Source organism: Pseudomonas putida, assembly GCF_028682175.1.
GTDB lineage: Bacteria > Pseudomonadota > Gammaproteobacteria > Pseudomonadales > Pseudomonadaceae > Aquipseudomonas > Aquipseudomonas putida_AD.
This window is the reverse complement of sequence record NZ_JANHKS010000026.1, coordinates 29480-47441: the sequence shown is the minus strand read 5'-3', so window position 1 is coordinate 47441 and position 17962 is coordinate 29480. Positions and strand designations below refer to the sequence as shown.

General features: G+C 63.7%; 14 protein-coding genes. 4 read left to right on the top strand and 10 right to left on the bottom strand.

Annotation, left to right across the window (positions count from 1 at the left end; all coding sequences use genetic code 11):
- Window positions 1–47 precede the first annotated feature (47 nt).
- Complete coding sequence (locus NPS29_RS18055; RefSeq protein WP_274134103.1) at window positions 48–815, top strand: response regulator transcription factor; 768 nt, start codon at window positions 48–50, stop codon at window positions 813–815.
- Between the two features lie 160 nt (window positions 816–975).
- Here NPS29_RS18055 and NPS29_RS18050 read toward each other — a convergent pair whose 3' ends face one another.
- Genes NPS29_RS18050 through cpaB form a run of 8 tightly spaced genes read right to left on the bottom strand, consistent with a single transcriptional unit; the run spans window position 976 to window position 8488 of the window.
- Window positions 976–1260: a DUF3613 domain-containing protein gene (locus tag NPS29_RS18050; RefSeq protein WP_274134102.1), complete on the bottom strand. Its 285-nt coding sequence runs from the start codon at window positions 1258–1260 to the stop codon at window positions 976–978.
- Window positions 1257–1982 carry a tetratricopeptide repeat protein gene (locus NPS29_RS18045; protein WP_274134101.1) on the bottom strand — a complete coding sequence of 242 codons (726 nt, stop codon included), beginning with the start codon at window positions 1980–1982 and terminating at the stop codon, window positions 1257–1259. The genes NPS29_RS18050 and NPS29_RS18045 overlap by 4 nt, the downstream gene beginning before the upstream one ends.
- A gap of 9 nt (window positions 1983–1991) precedes the next feature.
- On the bottom strand, window positions 1992–2879 hold the full coding sequence (locus tag NPS29_RS18040) for a type II secretion system F family protein (RefSeq protein ID WP_274134100.1): 888 nt from the start codon (window positions 2877–2879) through the stop codon (window positions 1992–1994).
- Between the two features lies 1 nt (window position 2880).
- The gene (locus NPS29_RS18035) at window positions 2881–3765 is read right to left on the bottom strand and encodes a type II secretion system F family protein (protein WP_274134099.1); all 885 of its coding nucleotides are present in this window, start codon (window positions 3763–3765) and stop codon (window positions 2881–2883) included.
- A 36-nt stretch (window positions 3766–3801) separates the two neighbouring features.
- Window positions 3802–5064 (bottom strand): CpaF family protein, encoded by a 1263-nt coding sequence (locus NPS29_RS18030; protein ID WP_274134098.1) that lies wholly within the window; start codon window positions 5062–5064, stop codon window positions 3802–3804.
- Window positions 5061–6260, bottom strand: a complete 1200-nt coding sequence (locus tag NPS29_RS18025; RefSeq protein ID WP_274134097.1) for an AAA family ATPase — start codon at window positions 6258–6260, stop codon at window positions 5061–5063. The genes NPS29_RS18030 and NPS29_RS18025 overlap by 4 nt, the downstream gene beginning before the upstream one ends.
- A complete protein-coding gene (locus tag NPS29_RS18020; protein WP_274134096.1) occupies window positions 6257–7513 on the bottom strand; it encodes a type II and III secretion system protein family protein in 1257 nt (418 codons plus the stop codon). Before NPS29_RS18020 ends, NPS29_RS18025 begins: the two co-directional genes overlap by 4 nt.
- 21 nt (window positions 7514–7534) lie before the next feature.
- Window positions 7535–8488 carry a Flp pilus assembly protein CpaB gene (cpaB, locus tag NPS29_RS18015; RefSeq protein ID WP_274134095.1) on the bottom strand — a complete coding sequence of 318 codons (954 nt, stop codon included), beginning with the start codon at window positions 8486–8488 and terminating at the stop codon, window positions 7535–7537.
- A 321-nt stretch (window positions 8489–8809) separates the two neighbouring features.
- Between cpaB and NPS29_RS18010 the strand changes: the two genes are divergently transcribed.
- Together NPS29_RS18010 and NPS29_RS18005 are read left to right on the top strand one after the other, a co-directional pair.
- A complete protein-coding gene (locus tag NPS29_RS18010) occupies window positions 8810–9004 on the top strand; it encodes a Flp family type IVb pilin (RefSeq protein ID WP_274134094.1) in 195 nt (64 codons plus the stop codon).
- Between the two features lie 49 nt (window positions 9005–9053).
- A complete protein-coding gene (locus NPS29_RS18005; RefSeq protein WP_274134093.1) occupies window positions 9054–9461 on the top strand; it encodes a response regulator in 408 nt (135 codons plus the stop codon).
- A gap of 590 nt (window positions 9462–10051) precedes the next feature.
- Here NPS29_RS18005 and pbpC read toward each other — a convergent pair.
- Window positions 10052–12376, bottom strand: a complete 2325-nt coding sequence (pbpC, locus tag NPS29_RS18000) for a peptidoglycan glycosyltransferase PbpC (protein WP_274134092.1) — start codon at window positions 12374–12376, stop codon at window positions 10052–10054.
- Between the two features lie 98 nt (window positions 12377–12474).
- Here pbpC and NPS29_RS17995 point away from each other — a divergent pair, with 98 nt between their 5' ends.
- The gene (locus NPS29_RS17995) at window positions 12475–12768 is read left to right on the top strand and encodes a hypothetical protein (protein WP_274134091.1); all 294 of its coding nucleotides are present in this window, start codon (window positions 12475–12477) and stop codon (window positions 12766–12768) included.
- Between the two features lie 197 nt (window positions 12769–12965).
- Here NPS29_RS17995 and NPS29_RS17990 read toward each other — a convergent pair whose 3' ends face one another.
- A complete protein-coding gene (locus NPS29_RS17990; protein ID WP_274134090.1) occupies window positions 12966–17888 on the bottom strand; it encodes an alpha-2-macroglobulin family protein in 4923 nt (1640 codons plus the stop codon).
- Window positions 17889–17962: the final 74 nt, after the last annotated feature.

Here is a 17962-nt window from a genome sequence, read left to right as displayed (position 1 = left end):
CATGGCGCCGGACCCGGTTCAGTTGTATTCGCAGCAGGGAGTAGCGGGTGAACAAGCATTCGGCAGTAAAGGTCCTGGTGGTCGACGATCAACCCCTGATCGTCGATGAGATCACTGAATTTCTGGAAGGCTGCGGCTATCGCTGCGCGCCTTGTTATTCGAGCCGCGAGGCGCTGGAGCGGTTCCGCGAGGACCACAGCATCGCCATTGTCCTGTGCGATCTGGACATGCCGGGCATGAACGGCATCGAGCTGGTGCAGGCGCTGAAAGTGCTGGCCGGCAAGACGCGCATCTTCGAATCCATCATGCTCACCGGGCGCGCCGAAAAGCAGGATGTCATCAAGGCCCTGCGTGCGGGCATCGCCGATTATTATCAGAAACCGGTCGATCTGAACGAGTTGCTCCAGGGCGTGCAGCGCCAGGAAGAGTCGCTGGAAGAGCGGGTCAAGAACGTCCAGCACCTGGGGCATCTGAACGACAAATTGCAGTTTCTGGCGGCGTCGATCGATGACCTCTGCCAGGACCTGGACAAGTCGCGCCAGGCCGCCCAGCCCGGTTTCGCCGAGGGCAACGGCGAGTTCGTGATTCCGGCCATCTTCGAGCAACTGTCGCCGCGTCAGCTGGACGTGGCCAAGCTGGTCAGCCAGGGCAAGACCAACTATCAGATCGCCTGTGAACTGGGGATTACCGAGAACACGGTGAAGCTCTATGTGTCTCAGGTGTTGCGCCTGACCCACATGCACAACCGCACGCAACTGGCGCTGGCGTTATCGCCGACCAACGCGGCGGCCCGGGGGCGGGTGACCGCGCACTAGGTTCCCGGCTTTGTGGGAGCGGGCTTGCCCGCGAAGGCGGTGTGTCATACCGCCCTGATGGTGACTGACCGAACGCCTTCGCGGGCGAGCCCGCTCCCACAGGAATCGGCAAGCACAGGAACGGAATGGGTGTGCCAGCAAGAATTTGATCACACAGGCTTTAGTTGCCGCCCGAGCCGCCACTGCCTGACACGCTGCCGCCCTTCTTCTGCTCGAAGAACTCCGGAATCTGATGCTGATAACTGTCCAGCCAGCGCTGCATGCTCAGGTCGCGTTCAATGGGAGCGGCCGCTTGCGGGATGGGGGATGCGGCGTGGCCGCTGGCTTGCAGGTTGAGCCAGGTTTCGGTCTGCTTTTGCGAGGGCGAGGACGGCCCCGGCTCTATCCCCAGCGCCGTGCCGCAGATCACTGAAAGGCCCAGTGCACTGATGATGAACCGGTTCATGGCTGTCTCCCTGTGTCAGGCACGTCGCTCACCGCCGCCACCTTGACGGCCTTGATGGTCAGCCCTGCGGGGCTGGCCCTGAGTTTTTCCGCGCGGGCCTGGGCATCGTTGACCTGATCGGGCGTCAAGCCGCTGCGGGACACAAGCTCGGCGGCCTGGGTCCATTCATCCTGATAGATCAGCAAGGTCACCAGGTTCAACGCCGCCAGCGTGTCGGACTGCTTGAGCTCCATGGCCGTCAGAAACTGGAACCGCGCCTGATCGAGCTTGAGCTGGTTGAGATAGACCACCCCCAGATCGTTGCGAATCTTCTCGTCGGTGGGCGACAGCTTCACGGCAGCCTGCAAATGCATCAGCGCCTGATTGTTATCGCCCCGCGCCGCCGCCAACTGGCCCAGACCATGTTCGCCCTCGGCGGCCCGACAGGTGCCCAGCAGGCTCCTGTACAGCGGCTCGGACTCGCGACTGCCCAACAGGCGCAGCACCCGCGCCTTGCGCAGGCGCACCTCGGGGAGCGTCGGCGGCAAGCTCTCCAGATGCGCCAGGCTCGCGTGCAGGCGGCCTTCGTCGGCCATGTCCTGGGCCATGTTCAACGCCAGCTCCTGATCGGAGCTAGGCTTGGCGCAACTGCCGCCACCAGCTTGGGCCAGCCACGGCGCCGAGCCGTCAGTGGCGCAGCCGCTCAGCAGGATGAGGCTCAACGCTGCAATCATTGCTTTCATTCAAACTCCCTAATGCGAAGTCAACGCCTTGCTGATCGCCATAAACCCGGGCCCCGCCAACACGATCAGCAAGGCCGGAAACAGAAACACCATCATCACCACCGACATCTTCGCCGAGAGCTTGGAGATGTACTCCTGCAACCGGGTGAGCCTGCGGTCATCGATCAATTGCTTGAGCGACAGCAGCGACTTCATCGCGCCACCGCCCTGATGAATCAACTGGTTGAGAATCACGCAGGTGTCGCTGAACTCATCCACCGCCAGCAGCGTGGCGACCTTGTTCAACTCGTTGCCCAGTTCCAGCCCCGAATCCACACGCACCAGCATCGCCCGCAGCTCCGATGCCAGCACCGGCAACAGCCGCCCGCCTTCATTGCTGAGCACCCGCAGCGCCTGCTCGACCGCCATGCCGGACTCGAACAGGATCCGCAGCAGCGGGATAAAAGTGGAAACCTCCACCACTACGCGTTTCTGCCGTGCAGAGGCCGCCGCGGCCAGAATCCGCTTGGGCGCCAGATAGCCCAGGCCCAGGGCAAATGCCGGTGCCATGATCGGGTAGGCGGTGTCACTGAAGAACAGCGTCTGAATCAACACCACCACACTGAACGCCAGCACCGGAACACCCACCTGGCAAGCCGCGAACATTGAACGCTGGCTCGCCCGGCGCCAGCCGATGCGGTTGAGCAGTAGCTGGGTTTCGCTGTCCAGGCTCACCGAGCGCTGCCCGAAACGGCTGTCGCCCAACAGCCGCAGCAGGATGCCGACACGGCTGTCGCGCCCCACCCGCCCCTGCAGACGCGACAACGCCAGGCGCTCGGCGCGACGCTGGCGGGCCAGAGTCAGCAGCAGGAAAAACCCGGCCAGGGCGAACAGCAGCGCACTCAGCATCAAGGCCATCTCAGACGCTCCGCAACATGCGCCACAGCGCAAGGCAACCCAGGGTTTGCATCACGAACGCAACCGCAAGCATTTTCCATCCTGACTCGTCATTCCACATGTGCAGCAAGTACGTCGGGTTGACCACCATGAAGTACCCCACCATGCCCACCGGCAACAGCCCCAGGACCACCGCCGTCATGCGCGTTTCCCCGGTCATGGCCCGCAACTGGCGCGCACCCTGCTCACGCTCGCGGATCAACCGGATCAGGTTCTCCAGCAGCTCGCTGGCATTCCCGCCGTAACGGTGGTTGACCCGCAGCCCCAGGGCGAACAGCTGGAATTCGTCGCGCTCATACAACTCGGCGAAGTCCTGCACCGCATCGGGCAGGGTGATGCCCAACTGCACATTGCGCTTGATCCGCGACATGGCCTCGCTCAGCGGACGGTCCGCGGCGTCGATGCTATTGAGCACCGCATCGCCCAGGGTGCGTCCGGATTTGAGGCTGCGCACCGTGTGATCGAGCAACTGCGGCAACTGGGCAATCATGCGCTGCATGCGCCGCCGGTAACGGAAGCTGACGTAAAAGCGCAGCACGATAACCGGCAGCAGAATGCCCAGCGCCAGACCAAAGCCGTCGTACATCGCATAGCCCAGCAGCATGGTCATCAGCCAGATCGTCAGGGCCAGCGGCAAGCGCTCGGTGGGACGACCCAGACCGGCTCGCAGGAACGCCCGCTCGATGGCCGCCAGAGCGGGTCTGGCAGCGACTTTCTCGGGCTGCCCCAATGCCAGCCGGGCCATGATCCGTTCGTTGGCGCCCTTGTTCAGGCCGCGATAGAACAGATACAGCGACAGCCCTGTCAGCAGCATGAATATCAGCCCGAGGACGATGGCTCCCTTCACTGTCGGATCTCCCTGAGCTGCGCCTGTGAGCGGTGCCTAGTAATCGAGCTGGCGCAGCTTGTCGCCCGCCGGGTTGATCGCCTCGCGCAGGAAGCCAAACCCGGTGCGCCGGTCCAGGCGGAACAGGGTGTTGGTCACGTACACGTCTTCACGGGTGCCGACCACCTCCACCACCTCGCTGACACAGCGGCGTCCGTCGGGCATGCGGGTCAGCTGGATGATCACGTCCAGCGCCGCGCAGATCATCTGGCGCAGGGTCTTTTCGGCGATCTGCCGCCCGGTCAGGCCCACCAGGGTTTCCAGGCGCAGCAGCGCGTCCTGGGCATTGTTGGCGTGCACCGTACTCATCGAGCCATCGTGGCCGGTGTTCATGGCGGTCATCACATCGAGCACTTCGACGCCGCGAATTTCCCCCAGGATGATGCGGTCCGGGCGCATCCGCAGGGCGTTGCGAATCAGGTCGCTGGCGCGCACCTCGCCATGACCTTCGGCATTCGGCGGACGGGTTTCCAGGCGCACCACGTGGGGGTGGCCCAGCTGCAATTCGGCGACGTCTTCGATGGTCACCAGCCGCTGATGAGTGTCGATCATCTGGCTCAAGACGTTGAGCATGGTGGTCTTGCCGGTGCCGGTACCGCCACTGATGAGGATGTTGCAGCGCTTGTTCACGGCGCTGGCGAGGAAGTCATAGATGGGCTGGTCGATGGTCTGCATGGCCACCAGATCGGAGCTTCTGAGCATGTCCTTGCGAAATTTCCGGATCGACACGCAGGGGCCGTCCAGCGCAATCGGCGGGATAATCGCGTTGACCCGGCTGCCATCGGGCAGGCGCGCATCGACCATCGGCGAGGACTCGTCCAGCCGCCGGCCCAGCGGCGCAAGAATGCGCTGGATGACGCGCTCGACGTGATGCGAGTCGATGAAACGCAGGTCCGAATGGTGCAGCACGCCTTCGCGCTCGATGAACACCTTGTTGGGGCCGTTGACCAGAATCTCGGTCACCGACTTGTCGCGCAGCAGCACTTCCAGAGGGCCGAAACCGGTGAGCTCGTCCACCAGTTCCTCGGCCAGGCGCTCCATCTCGTAGCGGGAGATCGCAAGCTTAAGGCGGGCGACATATTCGGCCACCTTGTCGGTAACGAACTGCGCCAGCGCCGGGCGCGTGCCTTCGAGCAGGTTGCGCCCGCTCTCTTCGATGGCGTCGATGATGTAGCGATGCAATACCAGCTTCAGGCCCTGCCCATCGCCGCCGCTTTCCGTTGGCCGGGACGACACGCCAAAGAGTTTTTCATTCTTCATTTGTTGGCCCTCAAGAGCCGGCCCAGCCAGCCATCACGCGGCTTGCTGGCGGTATCGGACTGACTGGCCAGGCGCTCGCCCAGATTGCGCAGGCCCGCGCTCAACGACTCCCGTGGCGACAGCTCGAACAGCGACAGGCCCTGATTCTTGGCGTTCAGGCGCACCTCGGGGCTGAGTGGCAGCACCACCATGGCAGGCAGGCCGAAGGTCTTCTCCAGCGCCTCGGAATTGGGTGTGACCTGGCGCAGGTATTTGTCCACCAACAGCCCGGCCTGCTGCAGCTTCAGGCCCTTTTCCCGCCACAGATTGAGGATCGCCAGATTGCGCCGGCACTCGATGACGTTCTGGTCCACGTACCACAGCAACTGGTCGCAATGGGCGACGAAGGTGCGCAGCGATTCGCTGTCCGGCTGGCCCACGAGATTGACCACCACGTGCTGGAAATGCTGGCGCAAGGCGCTGAGCAGCATGTACAGCTCGGCGGCGCTGGTGTGCTCCAGCGGCATGTCGTCCTCGCCGTAGGCCAGGATGCGCAACTGGCTGGGATGGACGGTGAAGGCGCTGTCGATCAGGGTCGAGTCGAGCCTGCGCAAATGACGCACCGAGTCGCCGAAGGTGAACGACGATTCCAGGCTGAGCATCGCCAGGCTGTCGCCGCGCGGGGTGCCCAGGTCGAGCAGCAGCGTGCGCTGGCCTTTCTGTTGCGCCACCAATGCCAGGTGCGCCGACACCAGGGCGCCATCGCCGTCGCACTGGGCGCCGTAGATCACGGTCAGGCCACCCATGTTCGGGTTGGGCGCCACGGCCGGCAGGCGCTTGCCAAGGCGCCGCACGAGCCCGGCCACTTCGCTCGAGCGTGAACCGTAGGCCACGAAATCCCGAGCCCCGGCGCGCATGGCGTTGAGCACCAACTGGTTGTCCATGCCGTCACCCAGGGCGACGATGGCCAGCATCGGCTTGGCTTCCAGGGCACCTTCAATCAACGCGCTCTGGTTCATCAGGTGCTCGCGGTCGAGCCCCACGAACACCACGCTGGCAAAGGTCACGTCCACCAGCGCCAGCAGTTCGTCGAGGCTGCCGGTGCCGGCACTGACCACCTGGCCCAGCGGCGCCAACGCGCCTTGCAGCCATTCAAGGTCGGTGGTGTTGCGCGTGATCGCCAGAAACGTCTGGCTGAGGCTCGGTCCCTGGCTCATTGCGATAACCCGCTGCGGCGATCGAAGCTGCCGTTTTCGAGGAAATACATCTTGTAGAAATTCGGGTCGTAGTTGCGCAGCGCCTCGCCCGGCAGCGACGGCAACTGCGCGTTGGCGGCCAGTGGCTGCACCAGGTGCGGGGTGACGATCATCAGCAGTTCACGTTCGTCGCGGTTGATCTGCGAACTGCGAAACAGCGCGCCCAGCACCGGGATATCGCCCAGGCCCGGAAACTTGTCCACAGACGCAATGTTGCTGGTGTTGATCAGGCCGCTGATGACGAAGCTCTCGCCATCGGCCAGCGACACGCTGGTGTCGGTGCGTCGCACATTCAGTGCCGGCACGGTGGTTCCGGCGATGGTCACGCCGGCGGTGAAGTCCAGCTCGCTGACCTCCGGCGCCACTTTCAGGGAGATACGGTTGCGCCCGACGACGGTGGGCGTCAGGGTCAGGCGCACGCCGTATTCCTTGTACTCGATGGAAATACCGTTGCTTTCGCCATTGGGCACCGGCACCGGGAACTCGCCACCGGCCAGGAAACTTGCGCTCTGTCCGCTCAAGGCCACAAGACTGGGTCGCGCCAGGGTGTAGGCGAAGCCGCTGCTTTCCATCGCGTTGAGCATACCCAGCACCTTGCTGCTACCGCCGCCCCAGACGATGTTGAAGTTGTTGTTGTTCAGCGGAATATTGGGCCGCGTACCGCCAACCGTGCCGGGGGTCACGGTCACGCCCGGCACTGTGCCGGGGGACCCGAACAGGAAGTTGTTCGAGCCTCTGCCGAAGATCGAGGTGCTGGCTTCCTTGAGCTTGGTGCGGCTGACTTCGACGAAGCGGATGTCGGTCTGCACCTGGCTGGGCAGCAGCGGGTCTTCCGAGGGTGGCAGCAAGGTGTCGGTCATGGCCGCCTTGGCCGCACCGCGCACGAAGACCATGCTCTGCCGAGGGGCGGTGGAACAATTGGTCCAGATCATCAGGCTGGTGGTGCCCGGCCCCACGCCGGTCAGCAGGAAGGCGCCGTTGTCGTTGCCGTTGACCTGCACGTCAGCGATCTTCGGCTCGCCTACCGCCAGGCGCGTGATCGCCACCGGCGAGCGCATTTCCTGCTGCACGCCCTGCCCGATCTCCAGCGCAGCCGGCATCGCCGACAACGCGGAACAGTTGCCCGCAGCGGCTTCGACAGTCCCCTGATACAACCCCGCAGCCAAAAAGGCCGACACGATACGGTTCAAAACCGGCTTGAAACGGTTACTCATGAATGTGCGGTCCTTGCTCGGTCAGGGGGTTTGCGCGGTGGCCTGGCTGCCACGAATGACTTCGATGGGCTTCGGTCCGCGCGGTGTGCTGCTGCCTGCCGGCTGGACGCGGGCGGCTGTGCTTTGCATGCTCAGCTGATTGAAATGCACGAGGTTGCGATTGACCGTGTCCAGTTGCGTGGCGATGTCGCTGTCCCCGGCCCAGTAGCGTTCCAGGTTCTTCTCCTGGGCACTGCGTACGGCCAGCCGCAAGGGACCTGCCTGGGACGCCAGCATCAGGCGGCTCAACAGTTGCTCCGGCACCGCGAGCACGACGCTGCGCGCATTGACCTTGAGTTTCTGCTGCTGCAGACGCTCATCGCGGCTGACGTTTTGATCGTCCTGCCCCTGGTTCACCGGACCCAGCAATGCGCCAACGCTGAGTACCCGCAGGGCAGGCACGACGGTCTGGGCGCTGCGGTCCGTGGAGGTCTGATCAGACGGGAGGTAAAGCAAGACGTCTACGTAATCGCCGGGGCTGATCTGGCCGCCGGCGCCGATGATTTCGTCGGTGGACAACGCCAGCGCCCGTTCGCCGGGACGAATCATCCGCGCCAGGCTGCCACCGGCTTCGAAGCTGTTCTCGGTAAGCCAGGTGCCCGCCGCAAGCGGGCGCCAGGACATGCGCCCCACGGCCTCTTCAGTGCGGGAAAAACTGCCGGGCGGCGCGACCTTGAGGCGCTCGACGATCAGGTCGTCGGCCTTGATGGGCTCGTAGGCGGGAATGTCCCGGGCCAGCACCACGACGGGCTGACGGGTGGGGTCCTGGGAAGGCTGTTCAGCGGCCGCGGGGACGGCTGCAGGCGCCTGAGCCTGGCTGACGGGCGCCACCGCTGCCGGCGCAGGCTGACGACTCAACACCAGCCCCCAATACCCGGCAAACAACGCCCCCAACAGAAAAAACACGGCCAGCCCCATTGTGACGCGACTGCTCATGACGGCCCTCCCGTGCCTGACTACAACCTCGAAAACGTTACGAGACAACCTGTCATTCAGTTGGCTATGAACATTCATCCTTTTCGCTATTAGAAGGTAGTCGAGGTCATCCAAAACGCCATCAGTTGTCGGAAATTTCCGCGCATTCACTCCGTTCGGGTGTCAGGGTGCAGAGCGGCCCATGCGGCTGCCACTACTACTTTCCGACTAATGCTTTCTTGTGATTGTGGAGTACGGGTTTGGGGTCAATGCTGTGGGTACGAAGGATTGTTCAACGCTGCAAACGCGTAGTAGCGCTCTAGGGCGCTGAGGAGAAGTCAGATGTACCTAACCTACCTGTCGGCCCTGTTACGTCGCTTCGTCAAGAACGAGGAAGCCGCATCGGCCATCGAATATGCCGTGATCGTGGCGATGGTCGCCCTGGTGCTGTTTGCGATGATCACGCCTATGGGCACTGCCATCAGAGCCCGGTTCAACGAAATCATTGTGGCCCTTGGAGGCACGGCAGCAACGTGACTCAGCGCGAGTTGGCAATTCTTTTGTTCAATCAGCCAAGGCCGTGAAAATGCCCGCTCCTACACGCCAACAACTGCTGCTCGTTGACGACGAAGAGGACGCCAACGAAGAACTCGCCGAATTGCTCGAAGGTGAGGGTTTCTGCTGCTTTACCGCGCCGTCGGTCAAGGTGGCGCTGAAGATTCTGACCGAGCACCCGGATATCGCACTGGTGATCACGGATCTGCGCATGCCCGAAGAAAGCGGCATCTCGCTGATCAAGCGCCTGCGCGAGCACACGTCACGCCAGCACCTGCCGGTGATCGTCACCTCAGGCCACGCCGACATGGAGGATGTCAGCGATTTGCTTCGCCTGCAGGTGCTGGATCTATTCCGCAAACCCATCTACCACGTACGGCTGCTGGAAACGCTCAACAATCTGTTTCCAGAGCCGAAGGTGTACAAGGTCGGGCAGTAGTCCCGACCTTCCCTCGTTCGCCTTCAGGACACCCCCGCCGGCAAGCCGTGCTGCTACGGGAGATCGGGCGTGCGCACCCTCGTCGCTTATCCCCGATCCGTAGCAGTCCGGCTTGCCGGCGTCCTGGCGCAGCGGCATTGCCCAGGCAAAAAAAAGACAGGGGATCATCCGATTCCCCTGTCTGAACAGGCGCAGGCGTTGAATGAAAAGCCGCGACCAAGGCACGCCGGAGAAAGAACACTGCATCGCAGACCACTTGCTTGCGATAGTTCTCACACTGCCCGGCACTGCATGCCTCCAGTTCGCTGCCACTCCATTCAAACCACCGCCCAACACGCCTGTTACCCCGTTGAGCAACCCACCGATACCACCGGTGGATGTGCCTCATGGCTCCATGACACGCCTTGGGAAGGAATGGGGCAATCCGTAACTTGGTATTAACCCCTTGGATAACTGAGCGATCAGGCGCCAAACCCACGAATAAATTCCATACATATCAACGACTAAATCTCTCCAAGCCGACAAGCCAGACGAAAGTTGTATAGTCGCAATTGACTAGCGCACACGGAATTGGCGTTTTTACGGCGACCTCAATCCACCACACTGAACTCCACGCGCGCGGTCTGGCCGCTTTCGTCGAGCACGCTCAACTGATAGCGACCAAGGCGGCTGAAGGTGTGGCTCCAGATCTCCTGATTGCCCGTGTCCCCCAGCGGCGCGCCGTCGATGAACCACCAGCGGCGCCCGTTACCGCCCAGTGCCGACAATTGCAGCCGCAACTGCTGCTGGCTGCCCGCAGGCAAACGCAACTGATCGCCGTCGCGCACGCCGACGATGGAAATCGGCGCCGCGAGGCTCAAGCCCTGTGGCGCACAACCGGGGTCGATGGCGGGCAGGCGCGCTTCTCGTCGTTCGGCCTTCGGCAGCCAGGGTTCGAGCGGTGCCGGCCAGAGCGCTATCTCACGGGCCTGCGCCTGCGGACACGTGGCATCGACGCGCAATCCCTTGTCGTTGACCCAGATTTTTTCCAGCAGCCCCAACCCCAGCGGTTGGTCGGTGGCCTGCAAGGTCGGCGGCGTGGTGCCATCCAGCGTCCAGGCAAAACGCTGGCGGCGGCAGTTGGGGTCGCTCTTGCTCATCGGCTGACCCAGCGGCCAGCAGATGGCCGCTACGCCCACATTCAGCGGCACCGGCAACACCGGCGGCAGGATGTTGCGCTGGGCGTCGCGGTTCACCAGCAGGTCATGCACCTGAATCATCAGCGGTGCGGCAGAGGCCAGGCCGAACTGTCCCGGCACCGGCGTGCCGTCGGGGCGACCGATCCACACCCCGATCAGGAAACGCGGCCCCACGCCAATCGACCAGGCATCGCGAAAGCCATAACTGGTGCCAGTCTTCCAGGCCAGTTGCGGGCGCTGCACCAGTTCGGCGTGAGGGTCCAGATCGGGCCGCGACTGGCCACTGAGGATGCGCCGGATGATCCACGCCGCCCCCGGCGACATCATCGGCCGGTCGCGCAGGCGGTCATCGGGTTGCAGGCGAATATCGGCGCTGCGCCCGCCTCGGGCAAACGCGGCGTAACCACCTACAAGATCCTCCAGGCGACTGCCCGCCCCACCCAGAATCAAGGCCAGGTTCGGCTGGGCCAGTGGCGGCAAGGTCAGCGGCACCCCGCCGTTGCGCAGTTCGGCGGCGAAGCGTTTCGGGCCGTAGGCTTCGAGCAGTTGCACCGCCGGCAGGTTGAGCGACATCGACAGCGCCGAGCTGGCCGCCACCGCGCCATTGAAACCCGATGAAAAATTCCCCGGACGGTAATCGCCATAACGACGCGGCACGTCCTGTAGCAGCGATTCGGAGTGAATCAGCCCGGCGTCCAGCGCCTTGCCGTACAAAAACGGTTTGAGGGTCGAACCCGGGGAGCGCATCGCGCTGACCATGTCCACGTGCCCGAAGCGTCTGGCATCGCCGATGTCCACGGAGCCGACGTACGCCCGCACCGCCATGTTCTGCGCCTCGACCACCAGAATCGCCGCCGAGGTGCGCTCCGGCAGACGCGCTCTCCAGCCCAGCAGCAGGTCTTCAAGACGACGTTGAAGGCTGGCGTCCAGCGTGGTGCGGATCAATGGCGGGCTGTCGGGCCGGTTCAGGCGACGGGCCAGCAGCGGGGCCAGGCTGGGCTCCTGTCGCGGCGCCAGCAACAACGGTTCTTCCAGCGCTTCGGTTACGGCCTGCTGCGGCCAGACGTCAAACTCGGCCAGGCGCTTGAGCACCTTGTCCCGTGCGGCCTGGGCTCGCTGTGGGTGGCGGTCGGGGCGCAAGCGGCTCGGTGCCTGGGGCAACACCGCCAGGAGCGCTGCGTCGGCGCGGGTCAGTTGCTGTGGAGACTTGCCCAGATACGCCCAACTGGCGGCCGCAACGCCTTGCAGGGTGCCGCCAAACGGTGCGCGGTTCAGATAAAGTCCGAGGATCTCGGGCTTGGACAGATGCCATTCCAGTTGCGCCGTGCGCCAGAGCTGGCGCAGTTTGCCCGCCAGTGTGCGCGAATGCGGATCGAGCAGCCGCGCCACCTGCATCGACAACGTGCTGCCGCCGGACACCACATGGCCGCCACTCAGGTTCTGCCAGGTCGCGCGCACCAGCGCCATGGGGTTCACCCCCGGATGCTGATAGAACCAGCGGTCCTCGTAGGTCAGCAGCGCTTCGAGGTAATAGGGCGACACCTGATCCACCGTCACCGGATAGCGCCACACGCCATTGGCATCGGCAAAACGCCACAACGGCGTGCCATCTTCGGCCAGCACTACGCGGGCCAGATCATCCCTGGGCAAAGGCAGCGGCCAGATGCGGTCAGCCAGCCAGAGCGCCAGGCACAGGAGCAAAATGCTGGCAGCGATCCAGCGAACGAGCCGTTTCATGCCAGACTGCCTCTACCGGTCAGGGAACTCGCTCTGGCCTGTGATAGCCCAAGTGAACAATCCCCTCTCCATTCAATGCCCGTCATCAGGAAAAACATATGCAGGTAGAAAGCGTTTTCGAATGGCTCGGCCAGGTCATCGGCGCAGTGATTCGTTTCGTCGTCGACGGTTTGAGCTGGTTGTTCAACATGTTCACTCATGCGGGTGGCAATTTTGTCGACGGACTGGCGCGCACGCTGGGCATGAACACCTCGATCGTCAGCATCGCCGGGCTGATCGTGGGGCTGATGCTGCTGTACTCGGCGATCCGCGCGTTCATGCGCGGCTCGATCATCATCGGCATTATCTGGTTGTTTCTGGGGTTGTGGTTGTTGAGCTGGATTATTCATTGATCCGGGGTGAATCCGCCTTAACGGGCGCCCTCAAGATCGCTCCCGCCGGCAAGCCGTGCTGCTACGGGACTGGGGACACCTCACACCCGTAGCAGCACGGCTTGCCGGCGGGGGCGGTAGGTCAGACACCCTCATGGGTACAGACCCACCGCCATCGTCCGGATGCGGCCCAAACCAAGCGCGCTCCTACAAGCTGCCTATTTCTTCGCTTTCACGACCAACTGCGCAGGCGCGTCGCCCAGGGCTTGCCAGTTCGGGCGGTACATCGACTCGACCTGCGGCGGCGGTACGCGGTAGGTGCCTGGGGTCACGGCCCGGGCCAGGTACAACAGGTGCACGGTGTTGAACCCTTGCAGGTCCACCGCCGCCACGTAGCGGTCGCCACGGAATTCCTGATGCTTGAGCCCGGCGTTCTCCATCGATTCGCGCCACTGTTTCACCGACTCGCTGGCGTCTTCCAGGCTGGCCGCGCTCTGGGCCAGGTTCTGGTTCTCGATCTCGAGCCCGGCAGGCAACAGGTCAACCACCAGCGCATCCGGCACGCGCTCCTTGGACTTGAGTTCAAGATGCACCAGCACCAGCTCGCCGCTCTTCAAGGCATTGAGGTTCAGCGCCTCGCCGTCCATTCCCAGGTACTCGCGACGAATGCTCAGGTTCTCGCCACCGGCCACAGGCGGCTGCGACGGATAACCCGAAATGGTCATCTGCTGATACAAAGTTTCGCCACTGCTGCTCTGCACCGTCAGCGGTGAAGCCAGCACCGAACTGTCGAGCTTCACCCCCGGCTGGTCGTTGCTCAGTTCGCGATTGCTGCTGCCGCTGGACAGCGTCGCCGCCCACTTGGCCTCGGGTTTGCCCAGCAGATCACGCCCGGCGAGGAACAGCGAGTTGCGCTCCTGAGTCGACAGATAGCGGCTGGCCGCCACCTGATCGGACAGCGCAAACAGCCGCTCCTCGACCTTGTCCTGGGCCAGTTTGTTTTCTTCAAGCAGCGACAGGATCAACGCCTGGTCGCGCAGCGGGCTGCCATAGTCGGCCAGCCAGTCATTGGCCTTGCGACCTGCAGCAAGCCCGGCCAGCAACGCTTGATCGGCACGCGGCTTGTCGCCCATTTTCTCCAGCGCGATGGACAGTTGCACCAGCGGCAAACCGGAGCGCGCATCGCTGCGACGGTCGAACAGGCTGCGCAGCGCACCCAGCGGCGCCTGCTGGCTGCGGGACAACACCAGCCCCGCGTAGGCCTGCACGGCGAAGCGGGTGTGGTCGGCGTTTTCGCTGTAGTTGACCTCGATCTGGTTGCGCTCCTGCAAGTAGCGCAACAGGCGTTCGCTGGCCCTCTTCAGCGCGTCCGGCGGCACAGCGTAGCCCTGGTCGCGGGCACGCAGCAGGAAGTCGGTGACGTAGGCGGTCAGCCAGTACTCCTCATCGCCGTCCGCGCCCCACAGGCCGAAGCTGCCGTTGTAGCGCTGCATGCCGAGCAGGCGCTCGATACCCACCTCGATCTTGCGCTTGCGCACCGCGTCGGCCTCACCTTCCAGCCCCAGGCGCTTGAGGGTTGCGGCGTCAGCGTAGAGCGACGGATACAGGCCGCTGGTGGTCTGCTCCAGGCAACCGTAGGGGTAAGCCTTGAGCGCACGAATCTGCTCGCCCAGGTTCAACGGAGGCCGGCTCGACACCGACAGCATCGCTTCGCGTCCCGCAGGTTCGAAGGCGTCCAGCGCGCCGTCCGGCAGGCTCCAGGCCTGATCCTTGAGCACGGCGCGATACTGCCTGAGCATGGCCGGATAGGCCGGGCGCACGCCGATGGTCCACTCGCGACTGAACGCTGGCAGGTTCTCGCCCGGCAACTCCAGGCCATTGACCGTGACCTTGATCGTGCCCTGACCGAAACCGCCCTGGGCCTTGACCGGAATCTGCAAGGTGGTGCGCTGCCCCTGGGTCAGATTGATCGCCTTGCCAGCATCCGGCTGCGCCAGGTTCAACTGGCCCTCGGCACTGACCTGAACATTGAGCTTCTGCGCCTGCCCCGACAGGTTCGACACATCCAGCGCCACGCTGGTCTGGTCACCACCGGCCAGAAAGCGCGGCGCCGACAACTCTGCAATCAACGGCGCGGCCACCCTGGTCTTGGCCTCGGCCATGCCGTAGCGCTCGTCGGTCCAGGCCTGGGCCATGATCCGCAGTTCGCCGTTGAAGTCCGGAATATCGACGCTGACTTCTGCATCGCCCTGCTCGTTCAGGGTCACCGGCGCGCTCTGCAGGGCGACGATGGTGACGCTGGTTTCCGGACGCTTGCCGCCCTTGGCCAGGGCTGCGTCACCACCAAATGCCAGGCTGGCCAGGCGATTGCGCCCCGCCTCGATCAACTGGCCATAGATGTCGAGCTGGTCGGCGCCGTATTCCTTGCGCCCGAACAGGCTGGCGAACGGATCGGGGGTGGCGTATTCGGTGATATTGAGGATCCCAACGTCCACCGCCGCAACCAGCACGTGCACGTCTTTGGGGATCGAACCGTCAGCGTTCTTCGCGTTGACCTTTAGCCTGAGCGGCTGCTTGGGCCGCATCTTCTCAGGGGCGGTCACGGTCAGTGCCAGTTTGCGTTCCGAGCGATCCAGCGGCAGGTGCAGCACGCCCACTGCGCGCTTGGGCGTGACGTTGGCCTTGCGCTCGCCGGGGCGGATCACCAGCGCGCTGACGTAAAGGTCATGCCGCGCCCACTTTTTATCCACAGGCACGTCGAAGGTCTTGCCCTCGGCCGGGACGTCGATTTCCTGCCACCACAACGGCCCTTCGCTGGACTCCACCAGCAGGTAGCCCTTGCCCGCGCTCGGCGGGGTGACCGTGACCTTGGCCGTGTCGCCATCGGCGTAGGCCGGTTTGTCCAGCGCCAGCTTGACCTGATCCGGACGCACCGCACCGCCTTCGGCGTTGTCCTGCCAGCGGTAACCGGCCCAGAAACGCACGCTGCTGATCAGGCCCGTTTCCGGATCCTCGACCTCGACGCGGTACGGGCCCCACTCCACCGGGAAGCTGACCTTGGCGGTGGAATCCTTCTTCACGCTGAGGGTTTCTTCGGACAGGTTCAGAAACTTCTCGTTGTAGTGATAGCTCCAGCCGTCGCTGTCCGAGTAGTTCCAGTAGTAGTCACGGCGCTCGCGAATCAGCCGGACCTTGAGATTCTCGGCCGCCAGTTTGTGGCCCTCGGCATCGGCCATCAGCACTTCGAATTCCACCGGGCCATCGCCATCGGTGGCTTCACCGTCGAACAGGCCACGCAGGCCCGGCAGTTTTTCCGCCGGCCACACCGGCTGGGTCAGGCGGCGGGTGATCGGCCGCCCGCCCGACTCCTGCAAGCTGGCCTGCAACACCAGTTGCAGCGGCGACCTGGCCTTGGCCCACTGGCTGTCGATGCTCAGGTCCAGTTCACCGTTGGCGTCCAGCACGCTGTCTTCGACTTCCAGATCCTGCTTGAGGTCTTCTTCGGTAATCGAACCGAACTGATAACCCGGCAGCCCTGGCACCGCTTCACGCAGCGGACGCACGTACAACTGGCCGGTCAGGCGGTTGCCCGAAGCGGGGGCGCCATAGAGGTAACGACCGTTGATGGACACATCCAGCGCTGCATCGGGGGTGATGGGCGTGTCGCTGCCCTTGAGTTCCAGCGCCATGCGCTCGGGCAGGAAATCCTCGACCTGGAATTCATACAGCTGCGGTTTGCCGTCGCCCAGGTCGAACACCAGTTGCCAGCGCCCGGTTGGGGCTTCGTCTGACAGTTGCAGTTGGTATTGATACAGCCCGCTTGCATCGGCATCCCACACAAACTTGCGACTGACCTGATCGTCTGGCCGACGCACTTCCACGGTGATGGGTTGAGCTTTCACACGCTTGCCGTCGTTGTCGCGCAGCAGGCCGTTGAGCAGCACCACTTCACCGGGGCGATACAGGTCGCGGGGGCCGAAGATGAAGAACTGCAACGGGTGGGCCTGGGGCCCGGTGATGTCGAATTCGGCCAGGTCCAGGGCGGCGCTGTTCAGGCGCAGCAGGCTGGTCTGTTCGGCCTGTTTGGCCAGCAGCACTTCGGCCTTGGCAGGCAGCGGCAGTTCGGCGTGACCGGCGTTGTCGGTCTTGCCCTGACCGACCATGCGGCCCTTGTCGTCGTAGAGTTCGAGATCGATGCCGTTGAGCGCCTTGCCGCCCTCCAGCGCCTGAGTGAACACGTCGAGGCGGTTGGCGTAGCGGTGCACCGACAGGCCGATGTCGCTCAAGGTGAACAGCGTTGCAGGCTGGGAGTAGTTATAGGTGCCCGAGGCGCGCATCACTGCCAGGTACACGCCCGGTTGCTGCAACTGCTTGAGCCCGGCGATGGGCAGCAGCACGGTTTCCCGGGTGTTACGCGCAGGGTTCAGGTCGAACCGGCCGCCGTAGACCAGATCGGCCATGGGCAGCAGCTCTTTGGATTCGTAGCTTTGCAGGCTCGACGAACCTTCCCAGGAACTGAGAAATGCAGGGAGCGAGTCAGGCTTGATGCGGAAGAATTCGACATCGACCTTATCGACGTTCAGCGCAATCACCGGCAAGCCTTCCGCCAAGCGGGTCGGCAGCAGGCTGCCACGGCTGGCGAAGCCTACCGTGGCTTGCAGGTCCGAGGTTTCCAGGCGCGCGGAATACTCGGCCGCCAGGGTGTTGTTGTTGACGGCCGCCAGGCCAGGGTCGATGGTCAGCACCAGTTTGCGCTTGGGCTCCAGATGACGCAGGCGCAACTCCATGAGGTTGTCCGACAGCTCCCACGCGCCATCGACCTTGCCGTTGACGCTGTCCACCAGATGCACTTTCTCGGCGAATTTCTGATCGGGATTGAGCGGCACCGAGAAACTCAGCGACAGCGTGCTGGCGCCGTCGAGCTGGATTTCCGAGACATCCACCACCGTCAACTCGCGCCCTGCATAGCGCTTGCTCAGCGCGGGAATGTCCACCGCAGGCTTGGGCTTGGCCGCTTCCACGGCAGCAGCTTGCGGCGCTGCAGGCTGCGCGGGGGCAGGCGCGGGTTTGTCGGAGGTAGAGGAATCGCAGGCACTGAGCAGTACCAGCGCACAGGCCAGGAACAATCCTTTGTTAAGCATGAGGCACTCATTGGCGGCAGTTGTGATGAGAAGCAGCAGTTATAGCATCGCAACGCTGAACGTACAGCGCAGCG